Annotated in this window: 21 protein-coding genes and 1 tRNA gene; 9 read left to right on the top strand and 13 right to left on the bottom strand. The window is 67.2% G+C overall.

The annotated features are described in order from the left end of the window. Window positions 1-97: 97 nt before the first annotated feature. Genes ACXAD2_RS15320 through ACXAD2_RS15305 form a run of 4 tightly spaced genes read right to left on the bottom strand, consistent with a single transcriptional unit; the run spans window position 98 to window position 3375 of the window. Complete coding sequence (locus tag ACXAD2_RS15320; protein WP_475171669.1) at window positions 98-1045, bottom strand: aldo/keto reductase; 948 nt, start codon at window positions 1043-1045, stop codon at window positions 98-100. Between the two features lie 20 nt (window positions 1046-1065). Next, window positions 1066-1776: an SDR family oxidoreductase gene (locus ACXAD2_RS15315; protein ID WP_475171666.1), complete on the bottom strand. Its 711-nt coding sequence runs from the start codon at window positions 1774-1776 to the stop codon at window positions 1066-1068. A gap of 1 nt (window position 1777) precedes the next feature. Next, window positions 1778-2329: a VOC family protein gene (locus ACXAD2_RS15310; protein ID WP_475171664.1), complete on the bottom strand. Its 552-nt coding sequence runs from the start codon at window positions 2327-2329 to the stop codon at window positions 1778-1780. Next, window positions 2326-3375, bottom strand: a complete 1050-nt coding sequence (locus tag ACXAD2_RS15305) for an SDR family oxidoreductase (protein WP_475171661.1) — start codon at window positions 3373-3375, stop codon at window positions 2326-2328. The genes ACXAD2_RS15310 and ACXAD2_RS15305 overlap by 4 nt, the downstream gene beginning before the upstream one ends. 117 nt (window positions 3376-3492) lie before the next feature. Between ACXAD2_RS15305 and ACXAD2_RS15300 the strand changes: the two genes are divergently transcribed. Beyond that, window positions 3493-4377 carry a LysR family transcriptional regulator gene (locus ACXAD2_RS15300; protein ID WP_475171660.1) on the top strand — a complete coding sequence of 295 codons (885 nt, stop codon included), beginning with the start codon at window positions 3493-3495 and terminating at the stop codon, window positions 4375-4377. Between the two features lie 6 nt (window positions 4378-4383). Here ACXAD2_RS15300 and ACXAD2_RS15295 read toward each other — a convergent pair whose 3' ends face one another. Genes ACXAD2_RS15295 through ACXAD2_RS15270 form a run of 6 tightly spaced genes read right to left on the bottom strand, consistent with a single transcriptional unit; the run spans window position 4384 to window position 10689 of the window. Then, window positions 4384-5706, bottom strand: coding sequence for an MFS transporter (locus ACXAD2_RS15295; RefSeq protein ID WP_475171657.1), 1323 nt, complete (start codon window positions 5704-5706; stop codon window positions 4384-4386). A 25-nt stretch (window positions 5707-5731) separates the two neighbouring features. After that, entirely contained in the window at window positions 5732-6451 is a 720-nt protein-coding gene (gene arsH / locus ACXAD2_RS15290) for an arsenical resistance protein ArsH (RefSeq protein ID WP_475171655.1), read from the bottom strand. Window positions 6452-6471: 20 nt separating this feature from the next. Continuing rightward, window positions 6472-7521, bottom strand: a complete 1050-nt coding sequence (arsB, locus tag ACXAD2_RS15285; protein WP_475171652.1) for an ACR3 family arsenite efflux transporter — start codon at window positions 7519-7521, stop codon at window positions 6472-6474. A gap of 3 nt (window positions 7522-7524) precedes the next feature. After that, entirely contained in the window at window positions 7525-8712 is a 1188-nt protein-coding gene (locus tag ACXAD2_RS15280) for a MalY/PatB family protein (protein ID WP_475171649.1), read from the bottom strand. Further along, the gene (locus tag ACXAD2_RS15275; RefSeq protein ID WP_475171647.1) at window positions 8705-9685 is read right to left on the bottom strand and encodes a threonine ammonia-lyase; all 981 of its coding nucleotides are present in this window, start codon (window positions 9683-9685) and stop codon (window positions 8705-8707) included. The genes ACXAD2_RS15280 and ACXAD2_RS15275 overlap by 8 nt, the downstream gene beginning before the upstream one ends. Then, window positions 9682-10689 carry a succinylglutamate desuccinylase/aspartoacylase family protein gene (locus ACXAD2_RS15270; RefSeq protein WP_475171646.1) on the bottom strand — a complete coding sequence of 336 codons (1008 nt, stop codon included), beginning with the start codon at window positions 10687-10689 and terminating at the stop codon, window positions 9682-9684. Before ACXAD2_RS15270 ends, ACXAD2_RS15275 begins: the two co-directional genes overlap by 4 nt. Before the next feature lie 94 nt (window positions 10690-10783). On the opposite strand from ACXAD2_RS15270, the gene ACXAD2_RS15265 reads away from it, so the two are divergent. Next, window positions 10784-11119: an ArsR/SmtB family transcription factor gene (locus ACXAD2_RS15265; protein WP_475171644.1), complete on the top strand. Its 336-nt coding sequence runs from the start codon at window positions 10784-10786 to the stop codon at window positions 11117-11119. 90 nt (window positions 11120-11209) lie between these two features. On the opposite strand, the gene ACXAD2_RS15260 is transcribed toward ACXAD2_RS15265, so the two are convergent. Then, the gene (locus tag ACXAD2_RS15260; protein WP_475171643.1) at window positions 11210-12613 is read right to left on the bottom strand and encodes a tannase/feruloyl esterase family alpha/beta hydrolase; all 1404 of its coding nucleotides are present in this window, start codon (window positions 12611-12613) and stop codon (window positions 11210-11212) included. Window positions 12614-12938: 325 nt separating this feature from the next. Here ACXAD2_RS15260 and ACXAD2_RS15255 point away from each other — a divergent pair, with 325 nt between their 5' ends. From ACXAD2_RS15255 to ACXAD2_RS15245, 3 genes are all read left to right on the top strand, one after another. Then, entirely contained in the window at window positions 12939-14012 is a 1074-nt protein-coding gene (locus tag ACXAD2_RS15255; RefSeq protein ID WP_475171642.1) for a YcjF family protein, read from the top strand. Next, window positions 13999-15573, top strand: a complete 1575-nt coding sequence (locus ACXAD2_RS15250) for a GTPase family protein (protein WP_475171641.1) — start codon at window positions 13999-14001, stop codon at window positions 15571-15573. Before ACXAD2_RS15255 ends, ACXAD2_RS15250 begins: the two co-directional genes overlap by 14 nt. Window positions 15574-15735: 162 nt before the next feature. Beyond that, on the top strand, window positions 15736-16698 hold the full coding sequence (locus ACXAD2_RS15245; RefSeq protein ID WP_475171640.1) for a Gfo/Idh/MocA family protein: 963 nt from the start codon (window positions 15736-15738) through the stop codon (window positions 16696-16698). 44 nt (window positions 16699-16742) lie between these two features. Here ACXAD2_RS15245 and ACXAD2_RS15240 read toward each other — a convergent pair whose 3' ends face one another. Beyond that, a complete protein-coding gene (locus tag ACXAD2_RS15240) occupies window positions 16743-16865 on the bottom strand; it encodes a hypothetical protein (RefSeq protein WP_475171638.1) in 123 nt (40 codons plus the stop codon). Between the two features lie 80 nt (window positions 16866-16945). Further along, a tRNA-Ser gene (locus ACXAD2_RS15235) sits at window positions 16946-17035 on the bottom strand. Window positions 17036-17479: 444 nt separating this feature from the next. On the opposite strand from ACXAD2_RS15235, the gene ACXAD2_RS15230 reads away from it, so the two are divergent. Genes ACXAD2_RS15230 through ACXAD2_RS15215 form a run of 4 tightly spaced genes read left to right on the top strand, consistent with a single transcriptional unit; the run spans window position 17480 to window position 21376 of the window. Continuing rightward, on the top strand, window positions 17480-18361 hold the full coding sequence (locus tag ACXAD2_RS15230; RefSeq protein ID WP_475174896.1) for an SPOR domain-containing protein: 882 nt from the start codon (window positions 17480-17482) through the stop codon (window positions 18359-18361). A 47-nt stretch (window positions 18362-18408) separates the two neighbouring features. Continuing rightward, entirely contained in the window at window positions 18409-19608 is a 1200-nt protein-coding gene (locus ACXAD2_RS15225) for a D-alanyl-D-alanine carboxypeptidase family protein (protein WP_066105295.1), read from the top strand. Further along, the gene (gene tmk / locus ACXAD2_RS15220) at window positions 19605-20258 is read left to right on the top strand and encodes a dTMP kinase (protein WP_475171636.1); all 654 of its coding nucleotides are present in this window, start codon (window positions 19605-19607) and stop codon (window positions 20256-20258) included. The genes ACXAD2_RS15225 and tmk overlap by 4 nt, the downstream gene beginning before the upstream one ends. Further along, window positions 20255-21376: a DNA polymerase III subunit delta' gene (locus ACXAD2_RS15215; RefSeq protein ID WP_066105285.1), complete on the top strand. Its 1122-nt coding sequence runs from the start codon at window positions 20255-20257 to the stop codon at window positions 21374-21376. The genes tmk and ACXAD2_RS15215 overlap by 4 nt, the downstream gene beginning before the upstream one ends. Window position 21377: the final 1 nt, after the last annotated feature.

Genomic DNA, 21377 nt, shown 5'->3' with positions numbered 1-21377 from the left:
CCGTTTGGGGGCGCTGCCCCCGCCCGCCTGTGGCGGGCTCCCCCGGGATATTTTCATCTAGACGAAGGCATCAGGGGGCAGCGCGGGTTTCTGAAGCTCAGGCTGCGGTGAGCCGCGCCATGTCCTCCTCCGACAGCTTCAGCGAGGCCGCCTTGGCGAAGCTTTCGACCTGCGTGACGCTGGTCGCGCTGGCGATCGGCGCGGTGACGCCCTCGCGGTGGATGAGCCACGCCAGCGCCACTTCGGCAGGCTTGGCGCCATGCGCGCTGGCCACATCTTCGAGCACGTCGAGCAGCTTCATGCCGCGCTCAGTGAGGTATTTCTCGACCATTCCGGCGCGCTGGCGGCCCTTGAGGTCGGCCTCCGAGCGGTATTTGCCGCTGAGGAACCCGGCGGCGAGGCTGAAGTAGGTGACCACGCCGATATCGTTCTCGGTGCAGAGCGTCTGCAATGGCCCCTCGAAGGCGCCGCGGTCGAAGAGGTTATATTCGGGCTGGATCACCTGATAGGCGGGAAGCCCCTTGTCCTTCGAGGCCGCCAGCGCATCGCCCAGCAGCTTGGCATCGTAGTTCGAGGCACCGATGGCGCGGATCTTGCCGGACTTCAGCAGCTTGTCATAAGCGCCCAGCGTCACCTCATGCGGCGTTTCCGGGTCGGGCCAATGCGAGAAGTATAAGTCGATCGTCTCGATCTGCATGCGCTCCAGCGAGCGGTCCACGGCCTTGAGAATCCACGCCTCGCCAAGGCCCTTCTCGCCCTCGCCGCCCATGTCGGAGCCGACCTTGGTGAAGATCTTCACCTTGTCGCGCATGCCGGGGCGCGCTGCGAACCATTTGCCCAGCACGGTCTCGGACTCGCCGCCCGTGTGACCATCGACCCAAGCCGAATAGACGTCGGCGGTGTCGATCGTGTCGAAGCCGTGGTCGATGAAAGCGTCGAGCACGCGAAAGCTCTCTGCCTCATCGGTGGTCCAGCCCAGAACGTTGCCGCCGAAGACGATGGGCGAGATATCGAAGCCGGTGCTGCCAAGGGATTTCTTTTGCATGTCGTCTCTCCTTTGATCTGTCAGACCAGCGCGCCGCCGCCTTCGACAAAGACGGTGGAGCCGGTCATATAGGGGTTCTGCATGAAGGCGAGCGCCTGCAGGGCGATATGCTCGGGCAGACCCACCTGCCCCACCGGCAGCTTCTCGGCCGCGCCGTCGAACATCGCCTTGCGCCCGTCGCCTTCGAGCGTGTCGTACATCTCGGTCTTGATCAGGCCGGGCGAGACGCAGTTGACCCGCACCGGCGCCAGTTCCAGCGCCAGCCCGCGCGCAAGCCCTTCGAGCGCGGCGTTGATCGCGCCTTGGATCGCGGCACCGGGTTTGGGCCGGACCGACAGAAAGCCCGAGGTGAAGGTCAGCGAGCCACCGTCACGGATCTTCGCCGCGCGCGCCAGCCGGTAAGCGCCCCAGAACTTCGAGTTGAACGAGGCATAGGCGTCCTCCAGCGGCAGCTCACGCACCGCCGCGACCTTGGTCGAGGAGGCCGAGCAGAAAATGTGGTCATAAGGCCCGTTCTTGCCGAAGAATTGCTCCAGCGCCTCGGCATCGCCGGTGTCGAGCGTCACACCCGCCGCGCCTGCCGCGAGCCGGTCCAGCGCCGCGTCGATCTTTTCTTGGCTGCGCGAGGCGATGGTCACCTTGGCGCCCGCCTCCTGCGCCGCCTTCGCGACGCCGAACCCGATGCCCGACGAGCCGCCGAGCACCAGAACGGTTTTGCCGTTGAGGCTCATCTCAGGCCTCCTCTTTGCTGTGCAGCGGCTCGGGCAGCCAGCGCTTGGCGTCCGGCGAGCCATCGTAGTGCATCGGCGCGGGAAGCTGTTCGAACTCGATCAGCAGACCCCAAGGCGTGAGACCGAAGACGCCGCGATTGCCTGGCCCCTCTTCCTGACCGCCAAGGTCATACGGCCCCTCCAGCATCTGGCCTCCGGCAGCGGCGAAATCACGCGCGGCCTGCTCGACGTCCTCGACGGTGACGCTGAAGTGGCTGATGCCGAGGTCCGAGATGCTGGCCTTGCCCTCGCCGCGCGGGCGGTCGATCTCGAAGATCTCGAGGTTGGGGCCATTGTGGAAGCGCAGCATCGAGACGGCCACGATCGCGGTGCCTTTCAGCAGGCCGTTCTTGGACCCGATCTCTTCGGCGCTGAGCGGATCACCGGCTTTGGTCACCAGCGAGTAGAGCACCTCGGCGCCAAAGACCTTCTCGAAGAAAGCGACGGCGTTCTCATAGGCCGGAACGGTGATGCCAATGTGCTCGACACCGCGGAAATTTTTCTTGTCGGTCATGGGATTACCTTTCGTTCTTTGAATTCGTCAATCAGTCTCAGAACCATCTCCTCACTGTCCACGACGGTTCCGAAACCGGCCTGACGAATGCGTGTGGTGGAGGAGATCACGTCCCACTCGCAGTTGAAGATGAAGTCGCCAAAGCCCCATGCGGCGATCTTTTCGAAGGGCACGTCGAGGAGGCCGTATTTGGCTTTCATCTCCTCCCACAGCGGGCCCTTGTCGGCCATCATCTCGCTGAGCGAGATCGGCATCGGCTCGGCGAGGTCCATATCCAGATGCGCGGCGACGCGCTTCCACAGATGGCTCCAGCGGAAGATGTCGCCGTTGGTGAGATTGTAGGCGGTGCCCGCCGGTGCCTCGGTCGCGGCCCATGCAGAGCCTTCGGCCAATTGCGCCGCATCGGTGAGCTGCGCCAGTTTGCCGTAGCATGTGGCCGAGCCGGGAAAGCGCAGCGGCATCCCCAGTTCCTTGCAGATGGCGGCATAGACCGCGATCACCATGGCAAGGTTCATCGGGTTGCCGATGGCAAAGCCGCAGACCACGTCGGGGCGCATCACCACGTATTCCCAAGGCTTGCCCTCGGCGTAGGCGGTGAGCCAATCCTCCTGATCGTAGTAGAACATCGGCGGCATGACGCGCGGGTCGTCCTCATGCGCCGGGGTGGGAAACGCGCCAAGATGCGCGCCGTAGTATTTCGCCCCCTCAAAGAGCAGCACGCGCTGCAACTCGGGTGAGACCTCCGCCGCCGCGCTGACGCAGTTGCGCAGCATCTCGAGGTTGGCGCTCACCTGCTCGGCGGGGTCGTCATGCTCTTGATAGGCGGCGTAGAAGACGTGGGTGAACGGGCCCGCCTCGGCGAGCGCGGCGCGGGTTGCCTCGGCGTCGCGCAGATCGGTCGAGACATAGCGGGCGGCGGTGTCGAAATCCGGCGTCCGGCGCGAGATCGCGGTGACCTGCCAGCCAAGCTCGTCGGCCAGATGGGTCACGAGATTGCGTCCGATCACGCCAAGTCCGCCGGCGACAAGCGCGTGGTGTTGCGGCATGGAGCCTCCTGAAACTTCTGTGCTTGCGGGTCTGGTCACCCGCTCTGCAAGAGATAGAATTCGACTGAGGGATGAAATGGCCATTTCATCCAAAGCTCTTTTCGAGGAAATCGAACAATGGACACGCTGCGCCAAATGCGGCTCTTCATGGCGATCGCCGAAGCCGGAAACCTCTCTGCCGTAGCGCGCAGCTGGGGGGTCGCGCCGTCGACGGTGACCCATGGGCTCAAGCAGCTCGAGGATATGTTCGGCACCCAGCTGATGCTGCGCACCACGCGGCAGCTTTCGCTCACCCCCGAGGGCGAGCGGTTCTTGGGGGAATGCCGCCGTATCCTGTCGGACGTCGATGATGTGATGACCGGCTTTTCCGACAAGGGGCCGCTCTCGGGCGAGATACGGCTCACCGCCACCAATGACTTCGGCCGGCAGCGGGTGGCGCCGCTGGTCGACCGGTTCATGCGGCTGCATCCGGGGCTGACGATCCAGATGCTGCTCAGCGATCAGGTGGTCGATCTTGTCGAAGGCGGGTTCGACATCGGCATCCGCACCGGCCCGCTGCAGGACTCGGACCTGCGCGCAAGGCTGCTGCTGCGCGGGCGCAAATGCGTCTGCGCCGCGCCCGAGTATTGGCGTCATCACGGCAAACCCAGCCACCCGCGCGAGTTGGCCCAGCACAATTGCCTCGTGCTGGGCGGGCCGAGCGGGCTGCAGGCCTATTGGGGCTTTCGCGAGAATGGCAGCCGGTTCCGTGTTCGGATCATGGGCAACCGGCAGGTGAACGACGGTCAGACCCTGCGCGAATGGGCGGTGGCCGGTGCCGGGGTGGTCAACAAATCCAGCTTTGACATTGCCGACGATCTGGCCGCCGGACGGCTGGAGACCGCATTGGACGCGTTCACCGACGAGGCGACCAACCTCTACGCGGTCTCGCCCCAGCGCGGCAATGGCGCGCGCCGGGTGCAGGAGCTTCTGGAGTTTTTGGGGCGCGAATTGGCGGCCTGACAGGCCTCACCAGCCGCGCCGCAACCGCCGGATCAGGACCAATAGCACCAAAAGCGCCAGCAGCGCCGCCACCAGCGCCACGCCAAGCGCCAGATCGTAGCCGCCAACACGCCACAGCAGCGCCCCCGCCTGCGGTGCCACCGAGGCGACGATCAGGAACGGCACCGCCATGAACCCCGCGATCATGCCGAAGGCGCGGCGGCCCAGCACTTCGGCCATGACCACCGGCTTGAGGATGCTGACAAGGCCAAAGCTGGCGCCGAAGAGCAGCGCGAAGGCAAACCCCGCCAAGGGCGCCGCGGGCACGATGAACAGCAGCACAGCGATGGCACAGAGGATGCCGCCAAAGGAGGTCGCCGCCACCTTCAGCCCCGACGCCCGGTGGCCCGCCAGCATCATCGCCAAGCGCCCGGCAACCTGCATCGGCCCGAACATCGACGCCGCGAGAACCGCCTGTCCAAGGCTCAGCCCGCGGTCTGTGAGGATCGGCATGATATGGGTCAGCACCAGCGCATAGGCGAGCCCGATCAGCGAGAAGGCGATAAGGATCAGCCAGAATTCCGGGCGCGCACGCGCCGCGACAAAGGCCGCGCGGTCTTCGGCCCGGCGCTCGGGGGTGTGGGCGTCCTCGGGGCAGCATTCCAGCATCGTCGCACCCGCGAACATCGCGGGCAGCCCGATCAGAACCACCGCCCCGGCAAAGCACAGCACCGCGCCGCGCCAGCCCAGGGCTTCGGCCAGAAAGGCGCCCGAGGGATAGGCCAGCGTCGAGGCAAAGCCCGCCACCAGCGTGATGCGGGTGATATTGGCCCGCGCGCGCTCATGAGTGGTGCGGGTGACGAAGGAAAAGCATGGCTCGTAAAGGCAGCAGCCCTCGGCGACGCCGAGGCCGAGCCATGCCAGCAGGAACACCCAGTAGCTCTGCGCCGACGCCAGCAGCAGCAGCGACAGCGCCCCCAGCGCCATGCCGCCGCTCAGCAGCCAGCGCCCCCGGCCCCGGTCCACCATCCGCCCGGCAAAGGGCGAGACGGCTGCGCCGGTCAGCGTTGCGCACATGAAGGCGAGCGTGAGCCAGCCCTTGCCGACCTCGGCACCCCACGGCTGCACGCTCTCCCAACTGAGCAGCAGCGCGGCGAAGATGTAATAGAGCGCGCCATAGCCCACGGTGGCGCCGACCCCCAGCAGCCAGATTGCCAGCCGTTCTGCTCGCTCCGGCTGTTGCTGCGCGAAACCGTGGGGGTCGATCCCCACGGCCCGCCACGCCCGGTCAATGCCGCCGCCGACACGGGCCAATCCGCCCGCGAAAGCTCCACCCTGCGGATGTGTCATAGGCTGGAGCGCCCGGCGCGACGGGTCATTCCGAGGCGGCCTTGGATTGGTTCACCCGCGCCGACAGCTCGGCATGACTCTCCACCCGTTCGGAATAGCGGTCGACGAGATGCTCTTTGATGTCGCGGGTCAGCAGGGTGAATTTCACCAGCTCCTCCATCACGTCGACGATGCGGTTGTAATAGGGCGAGGGCTTCATCCGTCCCGCCTCATCGAACTCGTCCCATGCCTTGGCGACCGAGGATTGGTTCGGGATGGTCAGCAGCCGCATCCAGCGCCCGAGGATGCGCAACTGGTTGACGGTGTTGAACGATTGCGAGCCGCCGCAGACCTGCATCACCGCCAGCGTCTTGCCCTGCGTCGGGCGCACCGAGCCCAGCGAGAGCGGAATCCAGTCGATCTGCGCTTTCATGATCGAGGTCATCGACCCGTGCCGCTCGGGCGAGGACCAGACCATGCCCTCGCACCACGTGACCAGATCGCGCAGTTCGGCCACCTTGGGGTGATCGGGCCCGGTGGTGTCGGTCTGTGGCAGATCGCGCGGATCGAAGATGCGCACCTCGGCGCCGAATGTCTCCAGCAGCCGCCCCGCCTCTTCCGCCGTGAAGCGTGAGAAGCTGCGCTCACGCAGCGAGCCGTAGAGGATGAGGATGCGCGGTTTGTGCGTGCTGCGCGTCGCGGGGAACAGCGCCGCCGGCTCGACCGGGCGGAAGCACTCTTGGGAAATATTGGGCGTGTTGGCCATGTCTGAATCCTTGGTCATCGTCATTGCGCGCTCGGGAAACGCGCGCGGGTGCGGTTGGCGAATGCCACCAGCGAGAGCATCACCGGCACTTCGACCAGCACGCCGACCACGGTGGCAAGCGCCGCGCCGGAGTTGAGGCCGAAGAGGCTGATCGCCACGGCCACCGCCAGTTCGAAAAAGTTCGAGGTGCCGATCATCGCGCAGGGCGCGGCGATGCGGTGCGGCACCTTCAGCGCATAGGCCGCGCCATAGGCCAGCGCGAAGATACCGTAGCTCTGGATCAGGATCGGCACGGCGATGAGCGCGATCACCAGCGGCTTGGCGAGGATCACCTCGCCCTGCAGGCCAAACAGGATGGCGACCGTGGCAATGAGGCCGATCATCGACAGCGGCTTGATCTTCGCGGTGAAGGCGTCGATCGCCTCCTGCGAGCCCAACATCCGCCGCGTCGCGAGCCCGGCCAGCAGCGGCAGCACCACATAGAGCACGGTGGCCAGCACCAGCGTGCTCCACGGTACGGCGATCTCGGTCACGCCAAGCAGGAAGGCGACGATGGGCGCAAAGGCCACCACCATGATCAGATCGTTCACCGAGACCTGCACCAGCGTGTAGGTGGCATCGCCGCGCGTCAGCTGCGACCAGACAAAGACCATTGCCGTGCAAGGGGCCGCACCCAGCAGGATCAGCCCGGCGATATATTGCGCGGCGTCCTCGGGGGCGATCCAAGGCGCGAAGACATGCTCGAAGAACAGCACCGCAAGCAGCGCCATGGTGAAGGGTTTGATCAGCCAGTTCACCACCAGCGTCACCAGCAGCCCCTTGGGCTGGCGCGCCACCCCTGCGACAGCGCCGAAGTCCACGCCCACCATCATCGGATAGACCATCGCCCAGATCAGCACCGCGACGACGAGGTTGATCGAGGCGACCTCGGCTGCAGCGATGGCCTGCACCAACCCCGGCGCGAGCAGCCCGATGACGATGCCCGCCACCATAGCCAGCGCCACCCAGAGGGTCAGCAGGCGTTCGAAACGGCCCATCGGTTCATGGGCGGGGGCTGCGGTGTCGGTCATGTCTCAGCTCTCTTTGGTCGATATGTCGCGCTGCGCCAGCGCGCGGCGCAGGTTTTTCAGCGCCCGTGACAGTCTTGGTCTTGGGCAGGCGATGTTCAGGCGGCCAAAGCCCGCGCCCTGCGGCCCGAAGGAGACGCCGCGGGTGATCGCCCAGCCAGCCTCCCGTCGCAGCCACAGGTGCAACGCCTCGGGCGAAAGCCCCAGCGCGCGGAAGTCCAGCCAGAGCAGGAAGGTGCCCTCGGGCTCGATCAGCTTGACCGGGCTGCCCGCGAGTGCGCCGCGCACCAGCGCGAGGTTTCCCGCGATATAATCCAGCGCCGCATCCAACCAGTCATCTCCCTCGCGCCACGCCGCCTCCATGGCGACATTGGCGAAGGCATTGTTCTTGTTCACCGTCAGCGCCGAATTGGCGGCCTGCAGCGCACGGCGCCGCGCCGCGTCGGGCACCACGGTGAAGGCCGAGCAACATGCGGCGAGATTGAAGCTCTTGGCGGGCGACAGGCAGGTGACGCTGTTCGCGGCATCCGCTTCGGACAGGGAGGCGAAAGGTATGTAGCCATGCCCCGGCAAAGTGATGTCGGCATGGATTTCGTCGGAGACGACCAGCACGCCGTGCCTGCGGCATATATCGCCCAGCCGGGTCAGCTCGGCGCGGGTCCAGACACGTCCCACCGGGTTGTGCGGGTTGCACAGAAGCAGCAGCTTCGTGCCCGGATCACGCGCGGCCGCTTCGAGACCATCGAAATCCATCTCGTAGCGCCCGCCTTGCAGCAGCAGCGGGTTCTCGACGATGCGCCTGCCGTTTTCGCGGATGATGTCGGCGAAATCGAAAAAGACCGGCGGTTGGATCAGAATGCCGTCACCGGGATCGGTGAAGGCGTTCACAGCCATCGCCAGCGCATTGAGCACATTCGGTGCCCGCAGAATATGGGCGGGGTCGACATGCCAGCCGCGCCGGCGCGCCAGCCAGCCGGTCAGCGCGGGCATCAACCCCTCGGGGACTGCCTCGTAACCAAAGATGCCATGCGCCGCACGTTCGGCGATGGCTCGCTGCACGCAGGGCGCGGCAGGGAAATCCATGTCGGCGACGCCGCCCGGGAAGAGGTTGGCGCCATCCTCGCCCAGCACGATGCGATGGGTCTTCAGCGCTGGCACGGCGCGGCGGTCGATCTCTGTGTCGAAATCATACATCCAGCGGGTCCTCCCCGAGCAGCGCGGCATAGCGCTGCGCGTCAATGTTGCCGCCGGTGATGACCGTGGCAATAGAGCGCCCCTGGACCGGCACCCGCCCGGCCAGGATCGCCGCAAGACCGACCACAGCGCCCGGCTCCGCGACGATGCGGAAATGGGTGAAGGCAAAGCGCATGGCGGCCCGCACCTCATCGTCGGTAGCGGTGACGCCTCCCGCGAGCAGTTCGCGATTGATGGCAAAGGTCAGCGCGCCCGGGATCGGCGTCATGATCGCGTCGCAGATGGTGCGGCGCCCGACCGGATTGGCCAGACGTTCGCCCGCCTCGAGCGAGCGTTTGGTGTCATCAAAGAGCATCGGTTCGGCGGCATAGACCGCGCAACCCGGGGCCGCCTCGGCCATGACACCGGCGGTGGCCGCTGTCAGCCCGCCGCCACCGCAAGGGATCACCACGGCATCAAGCGGCCCAGCCTGCTCCGACAGCTCCAGCGCCGCGGTCGCAGCCCCCGCCAGCACCTGTGGATGCGCGCTCGGAGGTACCTCGATCCGTCCGCTCTGTTCCACCACGCGCGCGACCACATCGGCGCTGGCTTCGGTGTCGCGGTCGTAGGTCACAATCTCGGCGCCCATGGCCCGCACCGCGTCGATCTTGGCGCGCGGCGCGTCTGAGGGCATGACGATGACCGCCGAAGACTCCAGCAGCTGCGCCGCCTTGGCGAGCCCGAGCGCGTGGTTGCCAGAGGAATAGCTCACCGCGCCGCGCGCCCTTTCTTCGGCTGAGAGGCCCCGCATGCGGGTATAGGCGCCGCGGATTTTGAACGCACCGGTGCGCTGCAGGTTCTCGCATTTGAGCAAGAGCCGCCCGCCCAGCATGGCGTTCACATCCGGGTTCTCGAGCACGGGCGTGCGGAGCGCGACGTCCTTCAGCCCTTCGGCAGCGCGGCGGACATCCTCAAGCGTGAACGGCACTCTCATGCAGACGTGGCCTCCTTGGCGATCTGATAGAGCGCGTCGCCCCGCCGCACCTGCGCCATGGCCCGCAGGCAAAGCACCAGCCCCGTGAAAGGCGAGACCACCTCGGTGGGCATGCGCCCCGGCGTCTCTGGGTGATGAATATGGGCGATTGTCTCGCCTTCGGCGACTGACGCGCCGATGTCTTTCAGCGGCTCGAAGAGGCCCGGCTCATAGGCGTAGACCGAGCCCAGTGCATTGAGCTCGCGCGTGCCCCGCGCCGCATCCTTTGTGTATCCCGGAAGCATGCCAAGGCTGTGCAGGATGCGCCGCAGGCCCCGCCGGGTGAGCGCCAGCACGTCAGGGGTCACCACGCCAGCGCCGCCCAGTTCTGCCATGACGTTGACGACACCCTTTCGGTTCGCGGCGCCCATGGCAGTCCTTGCCGTGCTGTCGCGCCCACCGCCGGAGGTGAAGACCCAGGCATAGGGCAGATCAAAGGCCTCCTGCAGCTGCGCCAGCGCCTCGGCCTCCTCCAGGCTATGCGCCGGCCCGCGCAGCAGGGTTGCCGGATAGAGCAGCGAAGAGCCCCCGGAATGCAGATCGACCGCATAGTCGGCCAGCGGCATCAGCACCTCCTCGTGCCAATGGGCAATGATCTCACTGGGGCTGCCCTTTGGGTCCCCCGGAAACAGCCTGTTGAGATTGCCACCATCGAGCGGCGAGACCCGTGTGCCCGCCTCGGCGGCGGGAAAGTTGAGCATCGGCAGAAGGATCAGACGACCCCGGATGTCCTCGGGCTGCAGGTCGCGCGCCAATTCGGCGACCGCGATCTGACCTTCGTATTCATCGCCATGGACGCCTGCGGTGATCACCAGCGTCGGTCCGTCCCCGTTGCGGAGCACCGTGATCGGAATGGGCAGCCAACCATAGGCCGAGCGATGCACCGAATGCGGGACACGCAGGTAGCCCTGCTGCTTGCCCGGCGCATCGAAATCCACCTCAGTTGCTATCGGCGTCGCTATCATCCCAGCCCTCATTTCGGGAATTTCCGAATTGAGTATCGAGGTACGGACACACCTGCCGCTTGTCAAGCTTCGTCATTTCGGGCATTGACGAAATATGAAACAAGACGCCGCCATCGACGCATTTGCCGCACTTGCCCATGAAACCCGCCTTGCGGTGTTCCGGCTGTTGGTGCGCGACGGGCCAAAGGGCGTGCCTGCGCTGGAGATCGCGCGGCGGCTGGAAGCCAAACCCTCGACCCTCTCGGGGCACCTCTCGATCCTGAAACGGGCGGGGCTGGTCACCGCGACGCGGCGGCAGAAGGAAATCCTCTACGCGCCGAACTTTGGTACGGTGGATGCGCTGGTGCAGTTCCTGCTCGAAGACTGCTGTGGCGGCGACACCAAGGCCTGCGCCCTGCCCGTCGCACCGGCGCAGAGCTGCGCAGACTGACCCCATCCGGCGCCCGATACGATCCTGGCGCCCAAACCGGTAAAAGACCGCCCGCCGAGACCAAAGGGCCACGGCGGGCGGCACAAGCATTTACTCGACTTTCGGCGCCATGATCGTATCGGGCGCGGTGCCGTCGTTTAGCCACGCCTCAAGCGGCGACATCGGGTCGAGCGAGGACCAGTTCAGCCCGTCCGGCCCCGGCAGAATGCCGCAATGGTCGAGCCCCGGCACCATGAAGAGCTTCACGCTCTCGGCCAGCGTCGCCTCGCCGCCCGCCGCGTCCGAGGCCGCCTCATACCATTCGACGGTCTTGTAAGGCGTCACGATGGCGTCGGCCCAGCCGTGATAGACGATCATCTTGCCGCCTGCCTCGCGGAAGGCCGACAGATCGGGGCTGTCGCCATTGTAGACGGCCGCGGCCTCGGTCATGCGCAGCGGGTCTGCCTCGAAATCGAACTCCAGCGGCGAATACTCCGTGCCGGGATCGTCGGCAAAGGCCATATGCCGGGTGAAGCCGCCCGCAAAGCCAGAGACCAGCTTGCCCGCGCCCTCCGCGTTGCCGGTGAGCCAGAGCCACCAGAACGGCTCGGATCCTTCGGGAATGCCGCCGGGATAAAGCTGCTCACCCGCCGCATCGCGCGGCCCCTGCCGCCATTTCGCCAGCGTCTCAAGCTGCGGCTCGGTAAGGCCAAGGCCGGAATAATCCACCTCGCAGGCCCGCGGGTCGGCGATCAGCCCATCCTCGGCACCATCGGTCGAGTCGCATTGCTGCAGCACCGCCTCACCGATCTTCGCGGCCTCGTCGGGCCCGAGGATCTGGCTGCCGTCCGCCGCGGTATTGGCCTGCAGCACCCATGACATCGCCGTGCCCACCAGCCCGGTGTAATCCATCGCCGGAGCGCCCGAGATGATGCCGTCGAACATCTCGGGATAGCGCTGCGCCGCCACATGCGCCATGCGCCCGCCGGTGGAGCAGCCCTGGAAGATCGCCTGCGTCGAGGGGGCGCCATAGAAGGCGTCGATCATCACCTGCGCCACGCGGTTGGTCTCGCCGATCGACCGCCAGCCCCAGTCGCGCTCGGCATTCGGGTTGTCCTGCGCCCATGTGGCCTCGGTGACCGACAGCGCGAAGTGGCCACTGTCGGAGGTGGCGGTGGCATAGCCGCGCTCCAGCCCCGGACGCATGGCGTTGACCCAGGACTCGCCGCCATCGGCGCGGCCCAAGATGCCGCAGAACCCGCCGCAGCCGGCCTGATAGAACTTGCCGTTCCAGCCCGAGAGCGGCAGCCGCACCTCGATCGAGATCGCGGGCAGCGCGGTGGCGCGCACCTCGCAGTATTGCGGCAGCCCCTCCGGGCTTTGCACCCGCGCCGAGGTGACATATCCGCCCGGAAACACCGTGTCGCGCAGGGCGCTGCACTCCTCGGCGGTCTGATCGGCATAGCAATAGGACGCACTGGCCAGCAGCGCCAGCGTCGCGGCTCTGAGTTTCATAGAGTTCCTCCCTCGTTCTCCCATGAGTAGAATTACCCGCGAATCCAATCGTCTCAAGAGTTTCTTGAGGGTCCTGCCCGTGGCTGCCGCAGGGTTACGGGGCTGTCCGCCCCATCTGCCGCGCAGCGGGGCGGAATTTGCCTGCGCGGCGCGCGACCTATCTTGGAGGGAGGGAAAAAGGGCCTTGCCCCGCCAAAGGCATAAGCCGCACGCCCGGTGCGCCGTGCCCAAGGGGCCGCCACCGCAGCGCCATGTTGAACCGCGCGGCGTTTTGGCGGAACCTGCGTTTGCAGGCGGAACGGGTGAGCCGCGGAACGGACGGAAGATGCTGAACAAGATACTCAGGCGCTCGACAGGCCAGACCAAAGACCAGAGCAAGGACCGCGTGCTTCCCGTGGTCTGGCTGCTGGGCAAGACGGCCGCCGGGAAATCCTCGCTGGTGCGCGCCCTGACCGAGCAATCGGACGCCGAGATCGGCAATGGCTTCCAGCCCTGCACGCGCTCTGCGCACAGCTACGACTTCCCGCCCGAAGATCCTCTGGTGCGGTTTCTGGACACCCGCGGTCTTGGCGAGGCGGGCTATGATCCCGCCGACGATCTGGCGGCCTGCCGCAACCGCAGCCACGTGCTGCTGGTGCTGTGCCGGCTCGACGATCCGGTGCAGGGCGTGGTGGCCGATGCTCTGGGCGACATCGCTGCGCACGACAAGGACATGCGCGCCATCCTCGTGCTGACCGGCAAAGACCTTATCCCCGACCCGGAGGCGTGCGAGCGCGCCGAGCGCACCATCGCCGCACAGATGACCCGCGCCGCCCGGCGCGAGTTGCCGCGTGTGAGCCTGTCGCTGGCCCCGAATGAGACCACCGACACCGTCGGGCTCGACGCGCTGCGGCATCATCTGCTCGACGCGCTGCCCGCCGCCGGGCTGCTGCTGGAAAAGACCCGCGCCAGCGATGCCGAGCAGTTGGAGTTCCAGAAGCACAAGCGCTGCGTGCTCTCCTACGCGGGCGTCGCGCTGACCAGCGACATCGCACCGGTTGTGGGCATGGTGGCGGTGCCGGTCACCCAGATGAAGATGCTGCACGAACTGGGCTTGCGCTATGGGGTGAAATGGGACCGCAAGATTGGTGCCGCCTTCCTCAGCACCATGGGGTTGAGCGTCGGCGCGCGCTATGCCGCCAATTTCGGCCTGCGAGAGCTGGCAAAACTGATCCCGGTTTATGGCCAGACCGTCGGTTCTGCCACCGCCGGGGCGATCAGCTTTGCCACCACCTATGCGCTTGGCCGAGCGGCGGCCTATTTCCTTTTCCGCACCGCGCAGGACAGCCCGCCGAGCGAGGAGGAACTGCGCAAGGTCTACCAGCGCGCGTTCAAGAGGTCTTCGGATGAAGCTGACTGAGCGCCTGCGCCCCGCCCTGCTGCGCTGGGACCGGTTCCTCGCCGTCGCGGCGCTGGCCCTGCCCTTTGTCGCCGCGATGATCGCGGGCTTTGCGTGGATGATCGAGCACGGCTGGCTGATCGAGTTTATCGTCGCCTCGATCTCTCTGGGCGGGCTGGTGGCGGCGATCCGACTGATCCGCATCTGGCTGCGCTCCAAGGGTGCCGAGGACACGCCCCGCCCCGATCAGCTGCATGCAAGGATCGACCCGTCGTGGAGCGAGCGCGAGATCACCGCCTTCAAGGCTGCGCAGGGCTTCATCGCCGAAAAGACCTCTGCCGCCCTGCCCTGGGCCGATCTGCAGCCAATCGCGCAGGAGGTGGTCGAGCGCGTCGCCGCCGCCTCGGGCAAGGGCGAGCGCGGCGTGCTCGATTTCACCGTCCCCGAGGCGCTTTTGCTGATCGACCGGGTGGCGGTGCGGCTGCGGTCCGACATCCGCGACAAGGTGCCCTTCTCCGACAGCATCTCGGTCGGCACGCTGCTTTGGCTGTGGGACCGGCGCGATGTGGCGATGAAGGTGAAAAAGCACGGCTGGAACGCGTGGCGGGTGATCCGCGCGGTCAAATCCCTGCCCACCGCCATCCTGCGCGAGATCGAAGGGGTCATCGCTGAGGGCCATTCGTCCTTTGTCACCAGCGAGGGCACCGCGATCCTGCAGGCCTTGCTGCTCGAAGAGGTCGCGGCGGCGGCGGTGGAGCTCTACTCGGGGCGGCTCAAGTTCTCGGATTCCGAACTGCTCGATCTGGGGCTTGCCTCCAGCGAGCTCGACCGCGCCCGCCTCGCCGCCAGCGACATGCCGCTGCGCATCGCCGTCGCCGGGCAGATCAGCGCGGGAAAGTCGAGCCTGATCAACGCGCTCATGGGCAGCGATCTGGCGGAGGTCGATGTGATCCCCACCACCGACGAGGCCCGCACCTACCCCACCGAATTCGACGGGGTCGAGACCATGCTGCTCGACATGCCCGGCCTCGACGGCTCCGCCAAGCTGGCCAGCAAGGTCGCTGCGGAACTGGCGCGCGCCGATCTGATCATCTGGACCGTGCGCGCCAACCGCCCCGCGCGCGAGATCGACCGCGCCACCATCGCCGAGTTGCGTGCCCTTGTCTCCGGCGATCCGCGGCGGCGCATGCCCCCGGTGGTCGTGGCGATCTCCTGCGTTGATGAACTGCTCAGCGTCTGGCCCGTGCCCGAGGGGCATCTGGACGATCAGGCGATGGAGCGCGTGACAGAGGTGGTTATGGCGGTGCAATCCGACATCGCCGACGCCCGCGTCACCGCCAACACCATCCCGGTCGTGCTCACCGAACCCGACTGGAACGTCGACCGGCTGCGCGCCCGCATCGAAAGCCTGCTCGGCCCGGCGCTCGACACCCAGCGCAACCGCCTGCGCATCGAGGGCAAGACCAGCGGCGTCCTCAAGGAAACGTCCCGCGCGGGCCGCGGTCTGCGCGGCGCGCTGACCGCCTTCGGGCGCAAATACACCCATGCAGACGACGCGGCAGAGGACGACGCGCAGCCCTGAAATTTCGTTCCGAGGCGATGACTTGTGCCGCATCGCCAGAGCGGCGGACGCTTGGTCATGCGCCGATCTCCCCTACCCATGGCCGAATCCCCGTGCGAGGTAGAGACGCCGCCGCCCAAGGTGGACCGGCACGGCAGCCACGCACAGAAGAAGGACAGCACCATGGCAGTGAAAACGGCGATCATCGGCCTCGGGATCATGGGGCGGCGCATGCTCGAGCATATGCAGCTGCACGAGGGCTATACCGTCAGCGCCATGTGGGATCCCTCCGCCGAGGCCAGTGACGCGGCGCGGCAAATGGCCCCCGATGTTACCGTCGCGGCCACCGCCGAAGAGGCCATGGCAGGTGCCGATCTGGTCTATCTCGCCTGCCCGCCGGTGCCGCGCATGGCCTATGCGCTCGCCGCCGCCGATGCGGGACAGGCGGTGTTCCTTGAAAAGCCGCTCGGCGTCGATGTGCCCGCGAGCGAGGATCTCGTCACCAAGCTCGAGGCCAGCGGGGTGCCCGCGGCGGTGAACTTCACGCAGGCCGCTGGCGAGGCCCTGGCCAATATCTGCGCCGCCGCGCAAACGGGCAAGATGGGCGATCTGGTGGGCGTCGACATGGTGGTCACCTATGCCGCTTGGCCGCGCGCCTGGCAGACGGCGGCGGACTGGCTGCGGTTCCGCGACGAGGGCGGCATGACCCGCGAAGTGCTGTCGCATTTCCTGTTCTTCAGCCAGCGCATCCTCGGCCCGCTGTCGGTGGTCTGGGCACGCCCCTCCTACCCCGCCGATCCCGCGCTCTGCGAGACCGCGCTGCTTGCGCGTCTGGAAAACGCAGGCGGGCTGCCCGTCTCTATCCTCGCCAGCGTCGGCGGCGCGCAGGAGGACCGGCAGGAATTCACCGTGAAGGGCAGCGCGGCCAGCCATCGCGTCTCGAACTTCTCGGATGAAGCCGTCTCCACCGGCGCGGGTTTCACCCCGGTTGCGCCCGCCCCTGCCGATCCGCGCGCCGTGGCGCTGCGAGCGCAGCTTGACGATCTGCTGCTCTGCGTCGCGGGCAAGCCGCACCGGCTGGCCACCCCACACGAAGCGCTGCAGGTGCAGCGGCTGGTCGAAGAGATGCTGCGCGGCAAGGCCTGACCCCGCCCTACGCGCCGCCGTCCCCCACGGCGGCGCGGCCCTACTCAGGACCTGCCCGGCAGATGGGAGGCGACACCCTCGCTGAAGGGCGCCTTGACGAACTCCGGCACCGCCGCCTCAAACGCCGCGCCATCCAGCCAATGGGGATGCGCGAAGAGATAGCGCATCTCATAAAGCTCCCGCGCAAGCTCCCGGCCCTGACCAATAGGGAGGAAATTGCCGACCGACGCTGCCAAATCTTGTGAAATGGCGGAGGCTCAGGGATTCGAACCCTGGGGACGCTCTCACGCCCAACGGTTTTCAAGACCGCCGCATTCGACCACTCTGCCAAACCTCCGGTTCGACCGACCTAGCGTGCCTTGCGCAATTCTAGAACAGGCTTTCCGGGAAAATCCGCCGATCACGGCTTTGAAGGCTTTTCTTGATCACAGCCACCCGTTACGATCCGGCGAAAACCGGGATGGCCCGGTTCGCCTCCGCTGCGCCCGAGCCGCCCTTTCCGGGCACGAAGGCAGACGCCCTCCGGGCCTTTGCGGCGGTGATCGAACGGCCTCCGGCATATCGAAGGGACATCCGGCGACGGGACACCGGCAAGGCGCGACAGACGCCACCGGCCAGGCGGACGACACAGGCGGGACGACAGGGGGCACCTATGAGTAAGGCCAATGCAGCGCGGCCGATGGCCGCGGGTTGGAACACCGGCAGCATAAATACCGGCATCCTTAATAATGACAGCATGAAACCGGCGAAAGCGGGCGCGACATCGCGTGCAAGCCGGGGCATGGGCTGGGCAAGCCTTGCGGCCCTGCTCGGCACCGTCGCCCTGAGCGCCTGCAGCGACGCGCAGATGCCCGGCTTCCTCAAGTCCGAGGGCAGCGGCGGCGCCGAAGCCTCTGGCACCTCCGCCACCGTCGAGCGTGACATTGAGGCGCCTGAGGTCTTTCAGACCACCGAGGCGGGCCTCTGGGACGGTCGCCCCTCGCTGGGCGGTGTCTGGGTCGCGCATCCCGATGTCACCGAGCCCGAGCGGGTGATCATCCGCAACGAAAAGAACGGCCAGTTCGTGATCGGCGCGCTGTTCCGCCGTGAACGCATGAGCCCCGGCCCGCGCCTGCAGGTGTCGTCCGACGCCGCCGCCGCCATCGGCATGCTGGCGGGCGAGCCGGTGAACCTCAACGTGGTGGCGCTGCGCCGCGAAGAAGGCCCCGCTCAGCCCGAGGAAGGCACCGGCCCCGCCGGCGTCGAAGCGAGCACGCTGTCGGAAACGCCCGAGGTCGAGGAAGCCACGCTTGATCCGGTGACCGCCGGCGCAGCCGCAGCCATCGAGGCCGCGCCCGCAGCCGCGCCAGCCGCCGCCCCTGCCGCAACCGCCGCGCCGACCGAGGCCGCGAGCCCGGCGCCCGCACCCGCGCCCAAGCCCGCCTCCTCGCTGTCGCGCCCCTATGTGCAGATCGGCATCTTCAGCATCGAGCAGAACGCCGAGAACACCGCCACCGCGATGCGTCAGGCGGGCATGGTGCCGACGGTCAAGAAGCAGAGCAGCTCGGGCAAGACCTTCTGGCGCGTGCTGGTTGGCCCGGCGCAGGACAAGGCCGAGCTTGATGCGCTGCTGACCAAGATCAAGGGCACCGGTTTCTCGGATGCCTACGCCGTGAAGAACTGACCAGACGATCCGACGACCAGACCGGAGCCAAAGCACAGGAGCCGCCCATGCGCCGCCCGACGAGCCCCCTTTCGAGCCTTTCCCTGCGTCGCCTGCTGGCCGGGGCCGCCACGGCGGCGCTGCTCGCCACCAGCGCGCAGGCGTTTGACACCAGCGCCCGCACCGCCTTTGTGCTGGATTACACCACCGGCACCGTGCTGATGGCCAAGGATGCGGACAAATCGGTACCCCCGGCGTCGATGTCCAAACTGATGACGCTCTATATGGCCTTCGAGGCGATCCGTGACGGGCGGCTCAAGCTCGACGAGACCCTGCCGGTATCGTCGCATGCCATGTCCTATGGCGGCTCGACCATGTTCCTCGACACCACCGACCGGGTGAAGGTCGAGGACCTGCTGCGCGGCATCATCGTGCTGTCGGGCAATGACGCCTGCGCGGTGATCGCCGAGGCACTCTCGCCGAATGGCACCGAGGCCGGTTTCGCCGATCTGATGACCCGCCGCGCGCAACAGCTGGGCATGACCAGCTCGCATTTCGCCAATGCCTCGGGCTGGCCCGCCGACGGTCACGTCATGTCGATGCGTGATCTGGTACTGCTGGCGCGGCACATCATCGAAGACTTCCCCGAATTCTACCCGATCTTCGCGGAGCGGCGTTTCGAGTTCGATGGCCGCGCGCCGCAGAACGTGCACAACCGCAACCCGCTGCTGCGCCTCGACATCGGCGCCGATGGTCTCAAGACCGGCCACACGCAAGAAGCGGGCTATGGCCTCGTCGGCTCGGCCAAACAGGGCGACCGCCGGGTGATCTTTGCCATTGCCGGGCTCGACAGCGAGCGCGCCCGCGCCGAAGAGAGCGAGTCGATCGTCAACTGGGCCTTTCGCCAGTTCGCCGAACGCAAACTGATCGAGAAGGGCAAGGAAGTGGCCCGCGCCGACGTGTTCCTCGGCGCGCAGGAAAGCGTCGGGCTGGTGGCGCGTGACGACATCGAAATGCTGATCCCCGTGACCCCGGGCACCGAGCTTGGGGCCGAGGTGGTCTATACCGGCCCGCTGCAGGCGCCGATCACCGCGGGCCAGCAGCTCGCCGAGCTGATCATCACGCCCGAAGGTCTGCCCGAGCACCGGGTGCCGCTGTTTGCCGCCGAAGACGTGCCCTCGGGCGGCTTCGTCAAACGCATGATGGTGGTCAGCACCAATCTGATCGGGCGTCTGCAGGCCCCCGCCACCACCGCGGAGGCGATGTGACCGGCAGCAATGGTGCCGAGACCGCAAGGTCCGGCCTCTTCATCAGCTTCGAGGGCATCGACGGCTCGGGCAAATCCACGCAGGCGCGGCTTTTACATGCCGCGCTTCTTGGTGCTGGTCGCGAGGCGGTTCTCACCCGCGAGCCCGGCGGCTCGCCCGGTGCCGAAGAGATCCGCGCGCTGGTGCTGCAGGGCGATCCCGACCGTTGGTCCGCCGAGACCGAGCTGCTGCTTTTCACCGCCGCGCGCCGCGATCATCTGGAGCGTCTGATCCGCCCTGCCCTCGGCGCAGGCAAGCTGGTGATCTGCGACCGTTTCGCCGACAGCAGCCGCATGTATCAGGGCCTGTCGCGCGGCGATCTGCGCAGTAAGGTGGACGCGCTGCACACGCTGATGATCGGCACCGAGCCCGATCTCACTTTCCTGATCGACATGGATCCCGCCGCCGGGCTCGCCCGCGCCAAGGCTCGCGCCACCGAAGAGGAACGCTTCGAGGATTTCGGCGTCGAACTGCAAGAGCGTATGCGCGCAGGTTATCTGGCATTGGCCAAAGAGTTCCCCGAGCGTTTCATCGTCATCGACGGCAACCGGGCGCAGGAGGATGTTGCCGCCGACATCCGCGCGCGACTTGAGCCGTATCTCTCCGCATGAGCGCCGAGGAGGATATCCCCGAGGCGGATCGCGTCGAGGGCGCGCCGCACCCGCGCGAGACCTTCCGCCTGTTCGGGCAGGATCGCGCGCAGGCGGATTTTCTAACCGCATTCACCTCGGGCCGGCTGCACCATGGCTGGCTGATCACCGGGCCGCGCGGGCTTGGCAAGGCGACGCTGGCATGGACAATCGCGCGCTTTCTGCTGGCGACGCCCGAGCAGGAGGAGGACGGGCTCTTCGGCGCGCCGCCACCGCCGCGTGATCTGCTGATCGACCCAGAGCACCCTGTGGCGCACCGCGTCCACGCGCTGTCGGAGCCGCGCCTGCACCTGCTGCGCCGCAGCTGGGACAGCAAGACCAAGAAGCTGCGCAGCATCATCACCGTTGAAGAGGTGCGCGCGCTGAAACGCTTCTTCTCGCTTTCCTCCGCCGATGGCGGGCGCCGGGTGGTGATCATCGACAGCGCCGACGAGATGAACCCCAACGCCGCCAATGCGATCCTCAAGCTGCTGGAAGAGCCGCCGGCCAATACGGTGCTGCTGATGATCAGCCACCAGCCCTCGCGCCTGCTGCCGACGATCCGCTCGCGCTGCCGCGAGCTGCGGCTGGCGCCGCTGGGGCCCGAGGATATGGCCCGCGCGCTCGAACAGGCCGGGGCGCAGGTGGCGCCGCAGGAAGCCGAGGCGCTGGCGGAACTGTCTGCGGGCTCGGTGGGCGAGGCGCTGCGACTGCTGAACCTCGACGGGCTGAAGCTCTATTCCGATCTGGTGTCGCTGGCGGGCACCCTGCCCCGGCTCGACCGCCCGCGCGCCATCGCGCTTGGCGAAAGCACCGCGGGCAAGGGCCGCGAGGCGCGGCTCGATCTGATGCTGACGCTGACCGACCGGCTGATGGCGCGGCTCGCCCGTGTCGGCGTCACCGGGATGCCGCCGCGCGCCGAGGCGGCGCCGAATGAGGCCGAGGTGCTGCGGCGCCTCGCCCCGCACCCGGGCGCCGGGCGGGCCTGGGCGCAGCTGGCGCAGGACGCCGGAGAGCGCGCCCGCCACGCCCGCGCGGTGAACGTCGATCCCGCGGCGCTGGTGCTCGATCTGCTGCTGCAGATGCGCAAGGCAGGCTGAG

It is taken from the genome of Salipiger sp. ABN3_019 (assembly GCF_056158605.1).
The sequence above is the reverse complement of the archived record's forward strand: the minus strand, read 5'-3'. Positions and strand labels throughout refer to the sequence as shown.

What these genes read in the sequence shown, in the direction of transcription:
- ACXAD2_RS15295 (WP_475171657.1), bottom strand. Translation starts at nt 5,706, where the DNA reads ATGACACATCCGCAGGGTGGAGCTTTCGCGGGCGGATTGGCCCGTGTC.
- arsH (WP_475171655.1), bottom strand. Translation starts at nt 6,451, where the DNA reads ATGGCCAACACGCCCAATATTTCCCAAGAGTGCTTCCGCCCGGTCGAG.
- ACXAD2_RS15315 (WP_475171666.1), bottom strand. Translation starts at nt 1,776, where the DNA reads ATGAGCCTCAACGGCAAAACCGTTCTGGTGCTCGGCGGCTCGTCGGGC.
- ACXAD2_RS15215 (WP_066105285.1), top strand. Translation starts at nt 20,255, where the DNA reads ATGAGCGCCGAGGAGGATATCCCCGAGGCGGATCGCGTCGAGGGCGCG.
- ACXAD2_RS15300 (WP_475171660.1), top strand. Translation starts at nt 3,493, where the DNA reads ATGGACACGCTGCGCCAAATGCGGCTCTTCATGGCGATCGCCGAAGCC.
- ACXAD2_RS15320 (WP_475171669.1), bottom strand. Translation starts at nt 1,045, where the DNA reads ATGCAAAAGAAATCCCTTGGCAGCACCGGCTTCGATATCTCGCCCATC.
- arsB (WP_475171652.1), bottom strand. Translation starts at nt 7,521, where the DNA reads ATGACCGACACCGCAGCCCCCGCCCATGAACCGATGGGCCGTTTCGAA.
- ACXAD2_RS15250 (WP_475171641.1), top strand. Translation starts at nt 13,999, where the DNA reads ATGAAGCTGACTGAGCGCCTGCGCCCCGCCCTGCTGCGCTGGGACCGG.
- ACXAD2_RS15240 (WP_475171638.1), bottom strand. Translation starts at nt 16,865, where the DNA reads ATGCGCTATCTCTTCGCGCATCCCCATTGGCTGGATGGCGCGGCGTTT.
- ACXAD2_RS15310 (WP_475171664.1), bottom strand. Translation starts at nt 2,329, where the DNA reads ATGACCGACAAGAAAAATTTCCGCGGTGTCGAGCACATTGGCATCACC.
- ACXAD2_RS15265 (WP_475171644.1), top strand. Translation starts at nt 10,784, where the DNA reads ATGAAACAAGACGCCGCCATCGACGCATTTGCCGCACTTGCCCATGAA.
- ACXAD2_RS15275 (WP_475171647.1), bottom strand. Translation starts at nt 9,685, where the DNA reads ATGAGAGTGCCGTTCACGCTTGAGGATGTCCGCCGCGCTGCCGAAGGG.
- ACXAD2_RS15305 (WP_475171661.1), bottom strand. Translation starts at nt 3,375, where the DNA reads ATGCCGCAACACCACGCGCTTGTCGCCGGCGGACTTGGCGTGATCGGA.
- ACXAD2_RS15260 (WP_475171643.1), bottom strand. Translation starts at nt 12,613, where the DNA reads ATGAAACTCAGAGCCGCGACGCTGGCGCTGCTGGCCAGTGCGTCCTAT.
- ACXAD2_RS15230 (WP_475174896.1), top strand. Translation starts at nt 17,480, where the DNA reads ATGGGCTGGGCAAGCCTTGCGGCCCTGCTCGGCACCGTCGCCCTGAGC.
- ACXAD2_RS15245 (WP_475171640.1), top strand. Translation starts at nt 15,736, where the DNA reads ATGGCAGTGAAAACGGCGATCATCGGCCTCGGGATCATGGGGCGGCGC.
- ACXAD2_RS15225 (WP_066105295.1), top strand. Translation starts at nt 18,409, where the DNA reads ATGCGCCGCCCGACGAGCCCCCTTTCGAGCCTTTCCCTGCGTCGCCTG.
- ACXAD2_RS15280 (WP_475171649.1), bottom strand. Translation starts at nt 8,712, where the DNA reads ATGTATGATTTCGACACAGAGATCGACCGCCGCGCCGTGCCAGCGCTG.
- ACXAD2_RS15270 (WP_475171646.1), bottom strand. Translation starts at nt 10,689, where the DNA reads ATGATAGCGACGCCGATAGCAACTGAGGTGGATTTCGATGCGCCGGGC.
- ACXAD2_RS15255 (WP_475171642.1), top strand. Translation starts at nt 12,939, where the DNA reads ATGCTGAACAAGATACTCAGGCGCTCGACAGGCCAGACCAAAGACCAG.